This is a genomic window from Mycobacterium pseudokansasii (assembly GCF_900566075.1).
In the GTDB taxonomy this organism is placed as follows: domain Bacteria; phylum Actinomycetota; class Actinomycetes; order Mycobacteriales; family Mycobacteriaceae; genus Mycobacterium; species Mycobacterium pseudokansasii.
Window position 1 is genome coordinate 4265781 of record NZ_UPHU01000001.1, and the last position, 17085, is coordinate 4282865.

The following is a 17085-nucleotide window of genomic DNA, read 5'->3' on the forward strand; positions in this document are numbered from 1 at the left end:
TCGAAGCTGGGCGATGCACGGGTACAGGGCTTGGTCGCGACGGGCTCGGTTCGTGGCGTCGGGCCTGTATCTTCGCGACGCTAGGCGCTCTTGTCGCGGCGCTCGGAACGGGACGGCTTGCGCGGCACGATCGTCGGCAGCACGTTGTCCTGCACGGTCTCCTTGGTAACCACCACTTTGGCGACATCGTCGCGGCTGGGGATGTCATACATGACCGGCAGCAGAACTTCTTCCATAATCGCCCGCAAGCCGCGAGCGCCGGTGCCGCGGTGGATCGCTTGGTCCGCGATCGCTTCCAGCGCATCGTCGGTGAACTCCAGCTCCACGCCGTCCATTTCGAAGAGCCGGGTGTACTGCTTGACCAAGGCGTTCTTCGGCTCGGACAAGATCTTGACCAACGACTCCTTGTCCAGGTTGGTGACCGAGGCAACCACCGGCAGGCGGCCGATGAATTCGGGAATCAGACCGAACTTGATCAGGTCCTCGGGCATCACTTCGGCAAAGTGGTCGGTGGTGTCGATCTCGGCCTTGGAGCGGACTTCGGCGCCGAAGCCCAAGCCGCGCTTGCCCACCCGCTCGTAGATGATCTTCTCCAGCCCGGCGAATGCGCCCGCGACGATGAAAAGCACGTTGGTGGTGTCGATCTGGATGAACTCTTGATGCGGGTGCTTGCGGCCGCCCTGCGGGGGAACCGATGCCTGGGTGCCCTCGAGAATTTTCAGCAGGGCCTGCTGAACGCCTTCTCCCGAGACGTCGCGGGTAATCGACGGGTTCTCGCTCTTGCGGGCGATCTTGTCGACCTCGTCGATGTAGATGATGCCTGTCTCGGCGCGCTTGACGTCGTAGTCGGCTGCCTGGATCAGTTTGAGCAGGATATTCTCGACGTCTTCACCGACATAACCGGCCTCGGTGAGCGCCGTGGCGTCGGCGATGGCGAACGGCACGTTGAGCATCTTGGCCAGCGTCTGGGCCAGGTAGGTCTTGCCGCAACCGGTCGGTCCCAGCATCAAGATATTGGATTTGGTCAGCTCGACCGGCTCGTGCCGGGAGTCGCGGCTCTTCTCGCCGGCCTGGATGCGCTTGTAGTGGTTGTAGACCGCGACGGCCAGGGTCCGTTTGGCGGTGTCCTGTCCGATGACGTAGCCCTCGAGGAATTCCCGGATTTCAACGGGCTTGGGCAGTTCATCGAGTTTCACATCGTCGGCGTCGGCGAGTTCCTCTTCGATGATCTCGTTGCAAAGGTCGATGCACTCATCGCAGATGTACACTCCGGGACCGGCGATGAGCTTCTTGACCTGTTTTTGACTCTTCCCGCAGAACGAGCACTTCAGCAGGTCACCGCCGTCTCCTATGCGCGCCATGATGGTGAGGGCCTACTTCCTGTTCGCCGTTCGTCTTACCGTGCCGCGTGTACTCCCCGACGCTACCCGCTTGCTGCGGCCCACCGCGACTGTTGGCGCCGAATAGCGTCTTTGATATTCCTGGGTATTCATAGTCTCGTGTCTGAATGAAACATATCGCCCGGCGGCGCCCGGCACTCGTCGAGACGCGCAATCGGTGTCTCTGGCGTGTCGCGGTCGTGATGCAACCGATGCTCATCAACTGACGGACCCAGTGGCGGCCCACACCCCAGGCGACCACCCTACAGTGACGTTGTGCGGCTGGCTGCTGATTCCGTGGTGATCAGCGACGGCGGCCTGGCCACCGAGCTCGAGGCCCGCGGTCATGATCTCACCGACCCGTTGTGGTCGGCGCGGCTGCTGACCGACGCGCCGCAGGAGATCACCGCGGTGCATGCGGCGTACTTTCGCGCCGGTGCCACGATCGCCACGACAGCCAGCTACCAGGCGTCGTTCGAGGGATTCGCGGCGCACGGGATCGGCCGAGACGACGCGGTCGCGTTGCTGCGCCGCAGTGTTGAACTCGCCGCGAGCGCACGGCACGAGGTCGGCGCGGCCGGCCTTCGGGTGGCTGCCTCGGTCGGACCCTACGGCGCCGCGCTCGCCGATGGGTCGGAATATCGCGGCCGCTACGGGCTCAGTGTCAGGGCTCTGGCCCGGTGGCATCGCCCGCGGCTGGAGGTGTTGGCCACCGCCGGCGCGGACGTGCTGGCGCTGGAGACCATCCCCGATGTCGACGAGGCCGAAGCACTCGTCAACCTGGTGCGCCAGATGGGCGTGCCGGCCTGGCTCAGCTACACAATCGACGGGACTCGAACCCGAGCCGGGCAACCGCTGGCCGCGGCGTTCGCCGTGGCCGCTGGAGTTCCGGAGATCATCGCGGTGGGCGTCAATTGCTGCGCTCCCGATGACGTGTTGGCGGCAATCGCCTGCGCCGACGTGGGCAAGCCGGTGATCGTCTACCCCAACAGCGGCGAACGTTGGGACGGCCGGCACCGTGCCTGGGTAGGCCCGCGACGGTTTTCTGGTGAACTCGCCACGCAGTGGGTTGCCGCGGGAGCGCGCATCGTCGGCGGATGCTGCCGGGTTGGGCCGACCAACATCGCCGAGATCCGGCGGGCACTGGCCGTTGAGGCCTGAGTTCAGGCCTTCTGCGCGGACAGCTTCCGGTACTCCAGAACGGTGTCGATGATGCCGTAGTCCTTGGCGTCTTCGGCGGTCAGGATCTTGTCTCGGTCAGTGTCCTTGCGGATCACCGTGGCGTCCTTGCCGGTGTGGCGCGCCAGCGTGGTCTCCATCAGCGTGCGCATCCGCTCGATCTCGGCGGCCTGGATCTCCAGATCGGAGAACTGACCCTGGATCACCCCCGACAATGACGGCTGGTGGATCAGCACCCGCGCGTTGGGCAACGCCATCCGCTTACCCGGCGTCCCGGCAGCCAACAGCACCGCCGCCGCCGAGGCGGCCTGACCGAGGCACACCGTCTGGATGTCGGCCCGCACGTACTGCATGGTGTCGTAGATCGCCATCAGCGAGGTGAACCCACCGCCGGGCGAGTTGATGTACATGGTGATATCGCGGTCGGGGTCCAGCGACTCGAGCACCAGCAGCTGCGCCATGATGTCGTTGGCCGATGCGTCGTCGACCTGGACACCAAGGAAGATGATGCGTTCCTCGAACAGCTTGTTGTAGGGGTTGGACTCCTTGACGCCGAAGCTGGAGTGCTCGATGAACGACGGCAGGATGTACCGCGCCTGGGGCTGGCTCTGAGGATTCATTGCATTTCTCCATTGGTGACGCTTGCGGCGCGGGTGATGATGTGGTCGACGAAACCGTATTCCAGGGCTTCGGGGGCGGTGAACCAGCGATCGCGATCCGAGTCCGCCTCGATGCGCTCGATCGGCTGGCCGGTGAATTCGGCGTTGAGCCGGAACATCTCCTTCTTGATGACCGCGAACTGCTCGGCCTGGATTGCGATGTCGGCCGCACTGCCGGTGACGCCGCCCAGCGGCTGGTGCATCAGGATGCGGGCGTGCGGCAGCGCGTAGCGCTTGCCCTTGGTGCCCGCGGCCAGCAGGAACTCGCCCATGGAGGCGGCCATCCCCATCGCGTAGGTGGCGATATCGCAGGGCGCCAAGGTCATGGTGTCGTAGATCGCCATGCCGGCGCTGATCGATCCTCCCGGGGAGTTGATGTACAGCGAGATGTCCTTGGTGGGGTCCTCGGCCGCGAGCAGCAGAATCTGCGCACACAGCCGATTGGCAACATCGTCGTTCACCTCTGAACCCAGGAAGATGATGCGCTCGGAGAGCAAACGCTCATAGACCGAGTCCGTCAGGGAAAGGCCCTGCGAGTTCGAACGCATGCCAGTCACTTGGCTCACAGTGGGACACCTGCTTTCTTGAGTTCCGTATGAACCGACCCTAACCAACCGCACTGGCTGTGTGGCGCTCCCGCACCCCTGAAATGGGCGCGTTCGCTTACAGCGTCACGCGCGGTGTTCGTGGCCGGCCGGATCGGTCGCGTCGGTCACGACTGGGGCATCGACAGCCTCGGCCTGGACGCCGGAGTCTTCGGCTCCCGCATCTCTCTCTTCGGCTCCCGCATCTGTCTCTTCGGCGCCTGCGTCGGGCTCTTCCGAAGCCTCGGGGCTAGTGCCGAACAACTCGCCGGTGTCGATCGTGTTGCCGTCGCTATCGGTGACCGTTGCGGCCCGGGCGACGGCCCGTACCGCCAACTCGCGCCGAACGTCGGCGAACATCGACGGCAGCTGGTTGTTCTCCTGAAGGTAGGCGAACAGTTGTTGCGGCTCGACGCCGTACTGCCGCGACGTCGTCAACAGTCGTGCGGTGAGGTCCTCCTGGCCGACTTGGACTTTCAGCTCGTCGGCGAGGGCATCCAACAGTAGCTGCCTCTTGACATCCTTCTCCGATGCGCTGCGGGCCTCGGCGTCGAACGCCTCACGCGACGAGCCTTGCTCGGCGAGCAGCTCGTTGAACCTGGCCTCGTCGTGGTTGATGCCACTCAGCGCGCTGTGGATGACGCTGTCGTACTGCGCCTGGACATAAGACTCCGGCACCGGCACGTCGACCTGCTCGAGCAGGGTGTCGATGGTGGCGTCGCGGATCTGCTCCGCCTGCTGGGCTCGCTTTGCCTGCAGCACCTGCTCACGCAGGTTGGCCCGCAGCTCCTCGATGGTGTCGAACTCGCTGGCCAACTGGGCGAACTCGTCGTCGGGGTCGGGCAGCTCGCGCTCCTTGACGGACCTGACGGTGACGGTGACCTCCGCGTCACGCCCGGCGTGTTCGCTGGCTGCCAGCTTCGCGGTGAACACCCGGGACTCGTCGACGGACAGGCCGACAATCGCGTCGTCGAGCCCTGCGATGAGGCGACCGGAGCCGACCTCGTGGGACAGTCCCTCGGCGGCGGCGTTGGGTACCTCCTCCCCGTCGACGGTTGCCGACAGGTCGATAGTGACAAAGTCGCCGACCGCCACCGGCCGCTCGACCGGGTTGAGCGTGCCGAAGCGGACGCGCAGCGACTGCAGCTCGGTCTCGACGTCGTCGTCGCTGACCTCGATGGGCTCCACCGAGACCGTCAACTGGCCCAGGTCGGGCAGCGTGATGTTGGGACGGACGTCGACCTCCGCGGTGAAAGCCAGATCCTGGCCGTATTCCTTTCGGGTGACCTCGATGTCGGGCCGGCCCAGTGGCTGGATTTCCGACTCGGCCAGCGCCTGTCCGTACCGGCTGGGCAGGGCATCGTTGACGATCTGATCGAGCATCGCCTCGCGGCCGAAACGCGCCTCGAGCAGCCGGATCGGCGCCTTGCCCGGCCGGAACCCAGGCAGCCGAACCTGTTTGGCCAGCTCCTTGTAGGCCCGCTGGAAATCGGGCTCGAGCTCTTCGAAGGGCACCTCCACATTGATACGAACCCGAGTGGGGCTCAAATGCTCGACGCTGCTCTTCACGGATGTGCTCCTCGATGGTCGGTCCGGACGGTCGGCTGGTCGGGGTGACAGGATTTGAACCTGCGGCCTTCCGCTCCCAAAGCGGATGCGCTACCAAGCTGCGCTACACCCCGCGCTGACCTCGCGATCCTACGGCCCGGCGGCACCGGGCCCGCAGCGACCTCCGGGGACCTGACAGCGCATGCGACGCGCGTCACACAACTGCGTCGATTAGATTTGATCTCGGCCACCACGTAGAGTTTCGCTCGACTTAATGCATGCGGGCGTAGCTCAATGGTAGAGCCCTAGTCTTCCAAACTAGCGACGCGGGTTCGATTCCCGTCGCCCGCTCAGGCCACGCTGCACCCGGGGGGAATGCGCCATGTGTAACGCCGACGTCAAGGGCTCATGCGCAGCCGACTTCGGCAAAGTACGTGACGAGTTCGAGCGCAACTTCGAGTTGGGTCACGAAGTCGGCGCGGCAGTCGCCGTATGGGTGGACGGCAATCTCGTCGTCAACCTCTGGGGCGGTTCGGCGGACGCAGCCGGTACCCGGCCGTGGCGACAGGACACCCTGACCAACGTGCTGTCCGGCACAAAGGGCCTGGCGGCCACCTGTATCCACCAACTCGCCGATCGCGGTGAGCTGGACCTACAGGCACCGGTGGCCCGCTATTGGCCCGAGTTCGGGAAAAAGGGCAAGGAAGCCGTGACCGTGGCCATGGTGCTGAGCCACCGATCCGGCGTGATCGGACCGAACAAGCGACTGAGCTGGGAGCAAGTCACTGATTGGGACTTCGTCTGCGATCAGCTGGCTGCGGCGGAACCATGGTGGGAGCCGGGCACTGCTCAGGGCTACCACATGACCACGTTCGGTTTCATTCTCGGCGAAGTGTTTCGCCGGATCACCGGTCGCACGATCGGCCACTACTTGCGCACCGAGATCGCCGAACCGATCGGCGCCGACATCCACATCGGCCTGCCCCGATACGAACAGCATCGCTGTGCCGACATGGTGAACGAGCCGAAGGTGCGCGGGATGCTCGCCGACGTGCAAGCCCCCGACTGCCCGGCCAGCCTGGACGAACACCCCAAGGCCGCGCTATCGGTCTCGATGGGATTCGCCCCCGCCGACGAAGTCGGCAACAACGACATGCAACTGTGGCGTGAGCTGGAGTTCCCCGGCACCAACGGCCTGGTCTCGGCCTTGGGTTTGGCGACGTTTTACAACGCGCTCGCTCAGGAGAAGCTGCTCAGCCGTGAACACATGGACCTGGTCCGAGTGTCGCAAGGCGGCTTCGACACCGATCTGGTGCTTGGTCCGCGGGTAGCCGATCACGGCTGGGGGTTGGGCTACATGCTCAACCAGCGCGCCGTCAACGGCCCCAATCCGCGAACATTCGGCCACGGCGGCCTGGGTGGTTCGTTCGGGTTCGTCGATCTGGAACACGGGATCGGCTACGCGTACGTGATGAACCGCTACGACGCCAGTAAGGCCAACGCCGACCCGCGCAGCGTCGCCCTGAGCAACGAGGTCTACGCGACGCTCGGTGTCGCGCCGCGCCGACCCGGCCTCGCGATTCGCCGACCATAGGCCACGAAAGCCGTTCGGCAGCATGCGGTTTGACCGAACCTCGGCTTATCGTCCGCCCCCGGGCCCTCCCGGGCCAGGCCCTTCACTCGAGTGGGGTCCCCTTCCACGCCAGTTGTCGTGGCAGATGTTCCAGTCCCAGTTTTTGCCCCAGCCGGGATCCCAGAAGTCGCCCGGGCACCACCATTGCGGGATGGGCGATGGCTGCGCACTTCACCGTTGGCAGGCCGGGCACCAGAACACGGTGCGGCCTTCCATCTCGGCAGCAAGCACCGTCGTCCCGCAGAGTCGGCATGGGTCGCCTGCGCGCCGATAGACGTAGGTGCGCGGCCGGCCCGGCTGGTACGACGGGGCGCCGTGATCGTGCTCGGCCCGGACGGCAATGATCTTGCCGCGCCGCAGACCTACCTTCATCAACGCCACCAGGTCGGTCCACGCCGCGTCGAACTCTGCCTCGGTGATCCGCTGACCGGTCCGGTAGGGGTCGATGCGGTGACGGAACAGCAGCTCGCTGCGAAAGACGTTGCCCACCCCTGCCATCACCGTCTGGTCCATCAGGAGGGCCCCAATGGGCCTGCGGGACTTAATGATTCGGGCCCACGCCCACGACGGGTCAGCGTCCGGGCGCAACGGGTCGGGGCCTAGCCGGGCAACCACATCGGCGACTTGGCTCTCGTCGATCACCTCGCATACCGTCGGGCCGCGTAGGTCGGTGCCGTATTCGGCGCCGACCATGCGCATCCGCACCTGTCCCACCGGTTCGGGAAGATGATCGGCCGCCGGGCGTGCCCATTCGGTGAAGGTGCCGTAGAGCCCGAGATGCACATGGACGATCCCGCCGCCCTGGTAGTGATGGAACAGGTGTTTGCCCCACACGCTGGTTCGCCGGAGGACCCGGCCGTCCACCGCGGCCGCCGATTCGGCGAAGCGGCCCTGTGGGCTGGATACCGCCACCGGCGCGCCGGCGAAACGGCGCTTATGCAGCCGGGCCAACCGGTGCAAGGTATGCCCTTCTGGCACGGCAGTCTTTGTCCGGTCTCAGGGTCTGGTCTCAGGGCCTGCTCTCAGGCCACCGCACCGGGTACCGGCGGCGCTTGGTGAGTGCGCTCGTATTCGGCGAGAATGTCGATTCGGCGCTGATGGCGTTCGGCTTTGGACCATTGCGCGGACACAAAGGCGTCGACGATCGCCAGCGCCTCGGCGACGGTGTGCATGCGGCCGCCGATGCCGATCAGCTGAGCGTTGTTGTGTTCCCGGGCCAGCGACGCCGTCTCGACACTCCACGCCAGCGCGCACCGCGCGCCGGGCACCTTGTTGGCCGCGATTTGCTCACCATTGCCGGATCCCCCCAGCACGATGCCCAAGCTGCCCGGATCGGCCACCGTCCGTTCCGCGGCGGCGATGCAAAACGCCGGATAGTCGTCGTCGGCGTCGTAGCTGAAGGCGCCGCAGTCGACCGGTTCGTGTCCCGACGTTTTGAGGTGCTCGATGATGTGCTGCTTGAGTTCGAATCCGGCGTGGTCAGACCCCAGGTAGACGCGCATGCCCGACATTGTGCCCGACCCGCCGCGGGTCGTTGGCGCCCGGCCTAATCGAACTCGGGGCGCTCGGTGCGAGTCCTCTTGAGCTCGAAGAAATGTGGGTAGGCGGCGAACGTCAAGGATGCGTCCCAGAGCTTGCCGGCCAGCTCGCCGCGAGGAATCTTCGACAGCACCGGTCCGAAGAACGCCACCCCGTTGACGTGAATGGTCGGCGTGCCCACGTCGTCACCCACGGCGTCCATACCAGCGTGGTGGCTCTTACGCAGGGTGTCATCGTAGGCATCGGTGGTAGCGGCTGCGGCCAGTTCGGCCGGAAGGCCGACCTCCGCCAACGATTGGGTGATGACCTCGTCGAGGTCCTTGTTTCCCTCGTTGTGAATCCGGGTGCCCATCGCGGTGTACAGCGGGGCCAACACGGCGGCGCCGTGGGCCTGCGCCGCGGCGATCGCCACCCGTACCGGTCCCCACGCCCTCTTCATGTTCTCGCGATACTGCTCAGGCAGCCCTTCGCGGTTTTCGTTGAGCACCGCCAAGCTCATGACGTGAAAATTCACCTCGATATCGCGGACCTTTCCCACCTCGAGAATCCAGCGCGACGTGATCCATGCCCACGGGCACAGCGGGTCGAACCAGAAATCGGCAACAGACTTTTCGGGCATACTTGCGATCCTCTCCTGCAAAGTTCGAAGACGGTGAGAACACCGTCCAGCACAACCCCGGCGGCGGTGCGGGTGTTCCCGCGATCACGGCGATGCGGCGCCACCCGAACCAGGAACCGTCGGAACCGGTGACGCCAGCCGATATGTTGGAGCCTGTGGCCCTTCCCAATCTCACCCGCGAACAGGCAATCGAACGCGCCGCCCTGATTACCGTCGACAGCTACCAGATCAACCTCGATCTGACCGACGGGCATGGCGGGCCCGGCAAACGGACTTTCCGGTCCACCACCACGGTGGTATTCGACGCGCTCGCCGGCGCCGACACGGTGATCGACATCGCCGCCGACACCGTCCGCAGCGCCAGCCTCAATGGCGCGGAACTGGACGTCTCCGGCTACGACGAGTCGACCGGAATCCCGCTGCGGGGGCTGGCCAACCGCAACGTCGTCATCATCGACGCCGACTGCCGCTACTCCAACACCGGCGAAGGTCTGCACCGCTTCGTCGACCCCGTCGACGGCGAGACGTACCTGTACTCGCAGTTCGAGACCGCCGATGCCAAGCGGATGTTCGCCTGCTTCGACCAGCCCGACCTCAAGGCCACCTTCGAGCTGCGGGTCACCGCGCCCGGGCACTGGAAGGTGATCTCCAACGCCGCCGCCACCCCGGTGGACAAAGAGGTGGACAACGGAGTGCACACCTTTACCACCACCCCGCCGATGAGCACCTATCTGGTGGCGCTGATCGCCGGACCGTACGCCGCCTGGCATGACACCTATCGCGATGAGCACGGCGAGATCCCGCTGGGCCTCTACTGCCGGGCGTCGTTGGCGCAATATATGGACGCCGAGCGGTTGTTCACCCAGACCAAGCAGGGATTCGGCTTCTACCACAAGCACTTTGGGCTGCCCTATGCGTTCGGTAAGTACGACCAGCTGTTCGTGCCCGAGTTCAATGCCGGTGCGATGGAAAACGCCGGCGCGGTGACCTTCCTCGAAGACTATGTGTTTCGCAGCAAGGTCACCCGCGCCGCCTACGAACGGCGCGCCGAGACGGTATTGCACGAGATGGCGCACATGTGGTTCGGCGACCTGGTCACCATGAAGTGGTGGGACGACCTGTGGCTCAACGAGTCCTTCGCCACGTTCGCGTCGGTGCTGTGCCAAAGCGAAGCGACCGAGTTCACCGAGGCCTGGACGACGTTCGCCACCGTCGAAAAGTCGTGGGCCTACCGCCAGGACCAACTGCCGTCGACGCACCCGATCGCCGCCGATATTCCCGACCTGGCCGCGGTGGAGGTGAACTTCGACGGCATCACCTACGCCAAGGGCGCGTCGGTGCTCAAACAGCTGGTCGCCTACGTCGGGCTGGAACACTTCCTGGCCGGGCTGCGCGACTACTTCCGGACCCACGCGTTCGGCAACGCCACGTTCGACGATCTGATTGCCGCGCTGGAAAAGGCTTCTGGCCGTGACCTGTCGACCTGGGGCCAGCAGTGGCTCAAGACCACCGGGCTCAACACGTTGCGGCCGGATTTCGGCGTCAACGAGGAAGGTAGCTTCACCCGGTTTGCGGTGCAGCAGAGCGGGGCCGCGCCGGGCGCGGGTGAGACCCGGGTGCACCGGCTCGCGGTGGGTATCTACGACGACGACGTCTCCAGCGGGTCGGGCAAACTGGTCCGGGTCCACCGCGAAGAACTCGACGTCGCCGGTCCGGAATCGGAAGTGCCTGCGCTGGTTGGTGTTCCGCGCGGCAAGCTGATCCTGGTCAACGACGACGACCTGACGTACTGCTCGCTGCGGCTGGACGCCGAGTCGCTGCAGACAGCGCTGCAGCGCATCGCCGACATCGCCGAGCCGCTGCCGCGCAGCCTGGTGTGGTCGGCGGCGTGGGAGATGACCCGCGAGGCCGAGTTGCGCGCCCGCGAGTTCGTGGCACTGGTGTCCGGTGGTGTGCACGCCGAGACCGAGGTCGGCGTGGCGCAGCGGTTGCTGATGCAGGCGCAGACCGCGCTGGGTTCGTACGCCGAACCGGGCTGGGCCCGCGAGCATGGTTGGCCGCAGTTCGCCGACCGGCTACTGGAATTGGCCCGCGATGCCGCGGCCGGCTCCGACCATCAGCTGGCCTTCGTCAACGCGTTGTGCGGGTCCGTGCTGTCACCCCGCCACGTCGAAACCGTGGCCGCGCTGCTCGACGGTGACCCCGCCGAATTGGGACTGGCGGGCTTGGACGTCGACACCGACCTGCGCTGGCGCATCGTGATCGCGCTGGCAACCGCGGGCGCCATTGACGCCGACGGGCCCCAGTCACCGCGGATCGACGCGGAAGAACAGCGCGACCCGACCGCGACCGGTAAGCGGTACGCCGCCCAGGCCCGCGCCGCGCGGCCGCAATTCGACGTCAAGGAGAGCGCCTTCACCACCGTGGTCGAAGACGACACCCTGGCCAACGCCACCGGCCGCGCGATCATCGCGGGCATCGCCGCGCCGGGGCAAGGTGAGCTGCTCAAGCCGTTCACACCGCGCTATTTCGAGGCGATCCCGGGAGTGTGGGCACGGCGATCCAGCGAGGTCGCCCAATCGGTGGTGGTCGGGCTTTATCCCGGTTCCGACGTCAGCGAGGAAGGCATTGCCGCCGCCGACAAGTTCCTATCCGCCCCGGACTCCGAGCTGCCGCCGCCGTTGCGCCGGTTGGTGCTGGAGGGCCAAGCCGGCGTCAAACGGTCGCTGCGGGCCCGGCGATTCGACGCGGCCGAATAGCGCGCGCGTCGCGTCCGCGCCGGCAACGCGAACCGCCGCAGGTGCGCGCGGCCGCGCACGGTCGCGCGCGGGTGGAATCACGCCGCCGAAATCCCGGCACTGATTACGCGGATCGCGCTGATCAGCCCGTCGATCAGGTGACCCTGCTCGAAGGCCGACGATGCGGCGGCCACGCCGAGCGGCGCCGCCGACTCGGCACCACGACCCCGCAGCGCCGAGCCGTAGACCACCTCGATGGCGGACTGGTTGGGCGAAACCGCGATCAGCACCGCGTCGTTGGGTGTGGGCACCTTCGCCAGAATCTCCCGCGCCCGTGCGGCGGTGTCATCACCCAGATCACCCAGGTAGACGGCGAAGCGAGCCCTGGACGCCCGCGAGCTGTAGACCAGCGCGTCGTCCAAAGCCACGAGGTCCTTGGTCGGGAACGGATAGTGCACCGACAGTTCCCCGGGCTCGGTGACCCCGGAGATCCGGCCGCTGCTGGTGATCACCCAGCCCTTCGGCAGATCGGTGGGTTCGATCGTCGCAACGTCACCACGTGCCACTGGCGCCACCTCCAACCGAGATCTCCGACGAAGCATGCCCAGCGTGGGAGCCACCGACATCTTCGTCGGTCGCGGCCCACAGGATCGGGGGATGTGTCCAACGCTCCGGCATTTCATAGGTTGCCGGGTGCGGTCCCTTGCGGGTGAAGATCATCAATGCCAGCACGACCACCAGCAACAGCGGGATTCCGACGAACAAGAGGTGAATCTCCATAGCGTTCACGACGCAAACCGTATCCCACCGAGGGCCGGTCAGGGCACTGAGGACAGCAGAAAATCAGGCCGCGCCTTCACCGAGGTATCGCTCCCACGACGGGTCCAGCTCTTTGACCGTCGACAGCAGCCGCCAGTGCTGCCCGGTCGGCGGCAGCGGCTTGCGGCGCAGTGACCAACCGAGTTCGGTCAGCAGCTTGTCGCCCTTGCGGTGATTGCATGTCGAGCAGCACGCGACGCAGTTCTCCCACGAGTGCTCACCCCCACGGCTGCGTGGCACCACATGGTCGACCGTATCGGCCTTTGCCCCGCAATAGGCGCAGCAGAAGCGATCGCGGTGCATCAGCGCAGCACGGGTCATCGGGACGCGGGCCCGATAGGGAACCCGGACGTAGGTTCGCAGCTGGATGACCGATGGCACCACGATCGAGCTGGTCGCCGAGTGGATGACCGGTCCGGCGGGGTCGTCGTGGACCACGTCGGCCTTACCGCAGATCACCATCACGACCGCCCGGCGCATCGGCAACGCGGTGAGCGGCTCGTAGGTGGAGTTCAGCAGCAAGACCCGCCGGCGGTTCCAGATCGATGCGCTCTCTGAGCGGTTGGGCGGATGGGTTTCGACCCCCAGGGCGGGTCGGTGGGAGTGGGCACTGTGCAGGCATGACGCGGTTGCAGGCCCTGTTCCGCCTGCCGCGGCACCGCTATTGCGGTGGCTGCGGCGCTTTTTGCCCTGCGCCATAGATCCTCCGCGGAACAGTCCACCATGATTCTTGGCCGACCGCACGCCAATTGCCTGGACCACGCCGTGTCGATCGGGTGAACGCCGGGGTTCCTGGCCCGATCCCGGCCCGATCCTGGCCCGATCTTGCCCGACGGATACCGCCGGTGGCCGTCGGCAGCGGCGGTAGCGGAGTGCAACACTGGCATCACTTATCGAGATCCCGCTGTGCAATCCGGCGGTCAAGAAGAGGAGCTGACGACATGCCGGGTGGTGCGGGTCCGCCAGGTGATCCCGGTAATGAGGACACGACGGCAGAACGCTATCGCCACACCGCGCGAAACCCGCTCACTCCGCGTGCCGCCGTGGCGGAGCTGCTCGCCTCGATGAATCGCGTCATCGAAATCACCGAGCCAGACCCACAGTTGCCGGCAGCGCTGGGTTTCTCGCGATCCAGACAAGCCGCGCTGGCCGCCAAGCGCGGGATAACGAAAGGTTTGGCTGAACGAGATGCCGCCGATCGCGCCGAGCCGCGGCGCCGAGAACTGCCCGAACGGCTCCAGAGCGCACTGCGAGCGATAGATGACTGCATTTCCGGGATGCAGCACCTCGACGGGAAAAGGTTGGAGATCGCCGCCGCCGCTCGCCAGGAAGGCTTCGTGGTGGCATCAGACGGCTGCGTCAGCATCGGCACAGCACATCAGCGCTCGGTGGGCGACGAGGCCACCATGCGCCGCGCCCGCTACGAGCATCGCCTCATGTCAGTGCTCGCGGAGATGGCTGCGGTGCAGGAGCGCTCGGTGGCCACGATCACCGAACGATTGGGCGCCGACGAACCGGGCATACCCTGGTCCTTCGTCGAGTGCGCCAAGGCTGGGGTCGAACTGAGCACTTTCGAAACGGGTGGCGCAGGCCTGCCGCCGTCGCCGCTGCGCGATCTGTTGGACCGGCTTGCTGCCGACATGGCGAGCGCCAAGCGACGATTCGCCGCCAACCTCTAGGAATGGTCGGACCGGAGGCGAAGGTGAGATCGACATCACGCGACGTCGGCGATTCATAGACCACAATGGAAGCAATGGAACCGCAACAACAATCCTTCTACGACGCCGTGGGCGGCGCCAAGACATTCGACGCGATCGTGTCACGCTTCTACGAACAGGTCGCCGAAGACGAGATCCTGCGTCCGCTCTATCCCGAGAAGGACCTATCGGGTGCCGAAGCACGACTGCGGATGTTCCTCGAGCAATATTGGGGCGGCCCGCGAACCTACTCCGAACAGCGCGGGCATCCCCGGCTGCGGATGCGGCACATGCCGTTTCGGATCACACCCATCGAGCGCGACGCCTGGTTGCGGTGCATGCACACCGCTGTCGCCTCCATCGACGCACAGACCCTGGACGACGAGCGTCGCCGCGAGTTGCTCGCCTATCTCGAGATGGCAGCCCACTCGTTGGTGAACTCCGCGTTTTGATGGCCGCCGAAGTGGATCGAGAGAATCAGGCGCAGTCGTGGTGGTCGGACGCGGTGTTCTACCAGGTGTATCCGCGCTCGTTCGCCGACAGCGACGGAGACGGGGTCGGCGACCTCGACGGGCTCACGGCCCGCTTGGAGTATTTGCAACAGCTCGGTGTCGACGGCATCTGGATCAACCCGGTCACCGTCTCGCCGATGGCCGACCACGGTTATGACGTTGCCAACCCTCGGGACATCGATCCGCTTTTCGGCGGGATGGCAGCGTTCGAACGACTGGTCGCGGCTGCACATCAGCGGGGCATCAAGGTCACCATGGACGTGGTGCCCAACCACACCAGTTCCCAGCACCCGTGGTTTCAGGCGGCGCTAGCCGCCGGTCCCGGCACCGACGCGCGGGACCGCTATTTCTTTCGCGACGGCCGGGGCCCGGACGGGTCGCTGCCGCCGAACAACTGGGAGTCGGTCTTCGGCGGACCGGCATGGACTCGGGTGACCGAACGGGATGGCAACCCAGGCCAGTGGTATCTGCACCTCTTCGACGCCGAGCAGCCCGACCTCAACTGGGACAACCCAGAGGTTTTCGACGACTTCGAGAAGACACTGCGCTTCTGGCTGGAACGCGGCGTGGACGGGTTCCGCATCGACGTGGCCCACGGCATGGCCAAGCCCGCTGGTTTGCCCGACGCCGCTGACGAAGCCAAGATTTTGCGCCACACCGATGACGACCCACGCTTCAACCGCCCGCAGGTACATGCGATCCACCGCGATATCCGCGCGGTTATCGACGACTACCCGGGGGCGGTCACCGTCGGCGAGGTCTGGGTGCAGGACAACACCCGATGGGCCGAATACGTACGGCCCGACGAATTGCACCTCGGCTTCAACTTCCGGCTGACCCGGACCGAGTTCGACGCCACCGACATCCACGATGCCGTGCAGAACTCGCTGGCGGCTGCGGCAATAGAAAACGCCACGCCGACCTGGACGCTGGCCAACCACGATGTGGGACGGGAGGTCACCCGCTACGGCGGCGGCGTGACTGGGCTGCGCCGGGCGCGAGCAATGGCCTTGGTCATGCTCGCCCTGCCGGGCGCGGTATTTCTCTACAACGGTCAGGAACTCGGGCTGCCCGATGTGGACCTGCCCGACGAGGCACTGCAGGACCCGACGTGGAAACGCTCCGGCCACACCGAGCGTGGCCGCGACGGGTGCCGCGTTCCGCTGCCGTGGTCGGGCGATGCTCCCCCGTTCGGGTTTTCGACGTGCGCCGACACCTGGTTACCGATGCCGCGCGAGTGGGCCGCGTTGACCGTCGAAAAGCAACGTGCGGATCCCGATTCGACGTGGTCGTTCTTTCGTCGTGCGCTCCAATTGCGAAAAGAACACGCACAATTCGATGGTAACCAGATCGATTGGCTGCCGGCGCCAGGCGACGCGGTGGTATTTCGGCGCCGCGGCGGACTGGTGTGCGCGTTGAATGCGGGCCGTCGCCCGACAACCCTGCCCGCTGGCGAGCTGCTCATGGCTAGCGGATCGTTGGTCGACGGGCAGCTGCCGCCGGACACCGCCGCCTGGTTGGTTTAGCTCGGCCGGTCGTCGATGGGCTCGACACTGGCAGACTTGCACAATGTGGCGGACTACTGGAACCACAACACCGCCTATCACCCATGGCTGGTCGATATCGCAGCACGGCATCACGGCGACGTTTTGGATGTGGGGTGCGGTGAGGGCCTGCTGATGCAGCGGCTGGCGGCAGTATCGCGCCGGGTGGTCGGCATCGATCCGGACGCTGCCGCAGTCGAGCGAGCACGTCTCCGGCTGCATTCGATGACCAACACATCGGTCGACCACTGCGACTTTCAGGGCTTTACCGCGCCCGAGCAAAGCTTTGATGTCGTCGCATTCGTGGCCAGCATTCATCACCAACCGCTGCGAGAAGCGCTGGCCAAAACGCGCCGACTACTCAGGCCCGGCGGCGAGCTGGCCGTCGTGGGGCTTGCGGCGAACAAGACGATCAGCGACTGGGCATGGTCTTTGCTCTGTATGCCCATCGTCCGCATAGGATCGCGCGTTCATGGCGAGACCCGTGACATCGGTGTACCGGTCACCGAGCCTCAGGAAAATCTCGGTCAGATCCGACAGGTAGCCAACGAGGTTCTGCCCAACGCCGAAGTCCGACGAGGCCTCTACTACCGGTACCTTTTGCACTGGCGAGACCCGCGCTAGCCAAAAGTGTC

The 17085-nt window shown here is 65.7% G+C and carries 17 protein-coding genes, 2 tRNA genes and 1 pseudogene; 8 read left to right on the forward strand and 12 right to left on the reverse strand.

Features of this window, described 5'->3' with window-relative positions:
- Positions 1-80: 80 nt before the first annotated feature.
- Positions 81-1361, reverse strand: coding sequence for an ATP-dependent Clp protease ATP-binding subunit ClpX (gene clpX, locus EET10_RS19180; protein WP_023365883.1), 1281 nt, complete (start codon positions 1359-1361; stop codon positions 81-83).
- A gap of 294 nt (positions 1362-1655) precedes the next feature.
- On the opposite strand from clpX, the gene mmuM reads away from it, so the two are divergent.
- Entirely contained in the window at positions 1656-2540 is an 885-nt protein-coding gene (mmuM, locus tag EET10_RS19185; RefSeq protein WP_036400071.1) for a homocysteine S-methyltransferase, read from the forward strand.
- Positions 2541-2542: 2 nt separating this feature from the next.
- Here mmuM and clpP2 read toward each other — a convergent pair whose 3' ends face one another.
- From clpP2 to EET10_RS19205, 4 genes are all read right to left on the reverse strand, one after another.
- The gene (gene clpP2, locus EET10_RS19190) at positions 2543-3178 is read right to left on the reverse strand and encodes an ATP-dependent CLP protease proteolytic subunit ClpP2 (RefSeq protein WP_036400073.1); all 636 of its coding nucleotides are present in this window, start codon (positions 3176-3178) and stop codon (positions 2543-2545) included.
- On the reverse strand, positions 3175-3783 hold the full coding sequence (gene clpP1 / locus EET10_RS19195; RefSeq protein WP_089024968.1) for an ATP-dependent CLP protease proteolytic subunit ClpP1: 609 nt from the start codon (positions 3781-3783) through the stop codon (positions 3175-3177). The genes clpP2 and clpP1 overlap by 4 nt, the downstream gene beginning before the upstream one ends.
- 105 nt (positions 3784-3888) lie before the next feature.
- Positions 3889-5370 (reverse strand): trigger factor, encoded by a 1482-nt coding sequence (gene tig, locus EET10_RS19200; RefSeq protein WP_051490296.1) that lies wholly within the window; start codon positions 5368-5370, stop codon positions 3889-3891.
- A gap of 36 nt (positions 5371-5406) precedes the next feature.
- Positions 5407-5483 (reverse strand) — tRNA-Pro (locus tag EET10_RS19205).
- Between the two features lie 146 nt (positions 5484-5629).
- Between EET10_RS19205 and EET10_RS19210 the strand changes: the two genes are divergently transcribed.
- Positions 5630-5700, forward strand: a tRNA-Gly gene (locus EET10_RS19210).
- Between the two features lie 31 nt (positions 5701-5731).
- A complete protein-coding gene (locus tag EET10_RS19215) occupies positions 5732-6943 on the forward strand; it encodes a serine hydrolase domain-containing protein (protein ID WP_036400077.1) in 1212 nt (403 codons plus the stop codon).
- A 45-nt stretch (positions 6944-6988) separates the two neighbouring features.
- On the opposite strand, the pseudogene EET10_RS32600 reads toward EET10_RS19215, so the two are convergent.
- The 4 genes and pseudogenes from EET10_RS32600 to EET10_RS19230 all read right to left on the reverse strand — a co-directional run.
- Positions 6989-7138: pseudogene (locus EET10_RS32600) on the reverse strand (Mtp family mycobacterial-type pilin); the annotation flags it as partial.
- A 15-nt stretch (positions 7139-7153) separates the two neighbouring features.
- Positions 7154-7960: an Fpg/Nei family DNA glycosylase gene (locus tag EET10_RS19220; RefSeq protein ID WP_036400079.1), complete on the reverse strand. Its 807-nt coding sequence runs from the start codon at positions 7958-7960 to the stop codon at positions 7154-7156.
- 44 nt (positions 7961-8004) lie between these two features.
- Positions 8005-8484, reverse strand: a complete 480-nt coding sequence (locus EET10_RS19225) for a ribose-5-phosphate isomerase (protein WP_036400668.1) — start codon at positions 8482-8484, stop codon at positions 8005-8007.
- A gap of 44 nt (positions 8485-8528) precedes the next feature.
- Positions 8529-9140, reverse strand: a complete 612-nt coding sequence (locus EET10_RS19230; RefSeq protein WP_036400081.1) for an Rv2466c family mycothiol-dependent reductase — start codon at positions 9138-9140, stop codon at positions 8529-8531.
- 155 nt (positions 9141-9295) lie between these two features.
- Here EET10_RS19230 and pepN point away from each other — a divergent pair, with 155 nt between their 5' ends.
- Complete coding sequence (gene pepN / locus EET10_RS19235) at positions 9296-11899, forward strand: aminopeptidase N (RefSeq protein ID WP_063467070.1); 2604 nt, start codon at positions 9296-9298, stop codon at positions 11897-11899.
- A gap of 77 nt (positions 11900-11976) precedes the next feature.
- Here pepN and EET10_RS19240 read toward each other — a convergent pair whose 3' ends face one another.
- The 3 genes from EET10_RS19240 to EET10_RS19250 form a co-directional block, all read right to left on the reverse strand.
- A complete protein-coding gene (locus EET10_RS19240) occupies positions 11977-12444 on the reverse strand; it encodes a DUF5130 domain-containing protein (RefSeq protein WP_036400083.1) in 468 nt (155 codons plus the stop codon).
- Positions 12431-12658 carry an aa3-type cytochrome oxidase subunit CtaJ gene (gene ctaJ, locus EET10_RS19245; protein ID WP_036400085.1) on the reverse strand — a complete coding sequence of 76 codons (228 nt, stop codon included), beginning with the start codon at positions 12656-12658 and terminating at the stop codon, positions 12431-12433. Before ctaJ ends, EET10_RS19240 begins: the two co-directional genes overlap by 14 nt.
- A 63-nt stretch (positions 12659-12721) precedes the next feature.
- Positions 12722-13396 (reverse strand): HNH endonuclease, encoded by a 675-nt coding sequence (locus EET10_RS19250; RefSeq protein WP_036400088.1) that lies wholly within the window; start codon positions 13394-13396, stop codon positions 12722-12724.
- Positions 13397-13638: 242 nt separating this feature from the next.
- Here EET10_RS19250 and EET10_RS19255 point away from each other — a divergent pair, with 242 nt between their 5' ends.
- From EET10_RS19255 to EET10_RS19270, 4 genes are all read left to right on the forward strand, one after another.
- Positions 13639-14376: a hypothetical protein gene (locus EET10_RS19255; RefSeq protein ID WP_036400091.1), complete on the forward strand. Its 738-nt coding sequence runs from the start codon at positions 13639-13641 to the stop codon at positions 14374-14376.
- Positions 14377-14450: 74 nt separating this feature from the next.
- The gene (locus EET10_RS19260; protein WP_036400672.1) at positions 14451-14846 is read left to right on the forward strand and encodes a globin; all 396 of its coding nucleotides are present in this window, start codon (positions 14451-14453) and stop codon (positions 14844-14846) included.
- Positions 14846-16432, forward strand: coding sequence for a glycoside hydrolase family 13 protein (locus EET10_RS19265; protein ID WP_036400094.1), 1587 nt, complete (start codon positions 14846-14848; stop codon positions 16430-16432). The genes EET10_RS19260 and EET10_RS19265 overlap by 1 nt, the downstream gene beginning before the upstream one ends.
- A 15-nt stretch (positions 16433-16447) precedes the next feature.
- Positions 16448-17074: a class I SAM-dependent methyltransferase gene (locus EET10_RS19270; protein ID WP_051490297.1), complete on the forward strand. Its 627-nt coding sequence runs from the start codon at positions 16448-16450 to the stop codon at positions 17072-17074.
- The last annotated feature ends 11 nt before the right edge of the window (positions 17075-17085 follow it).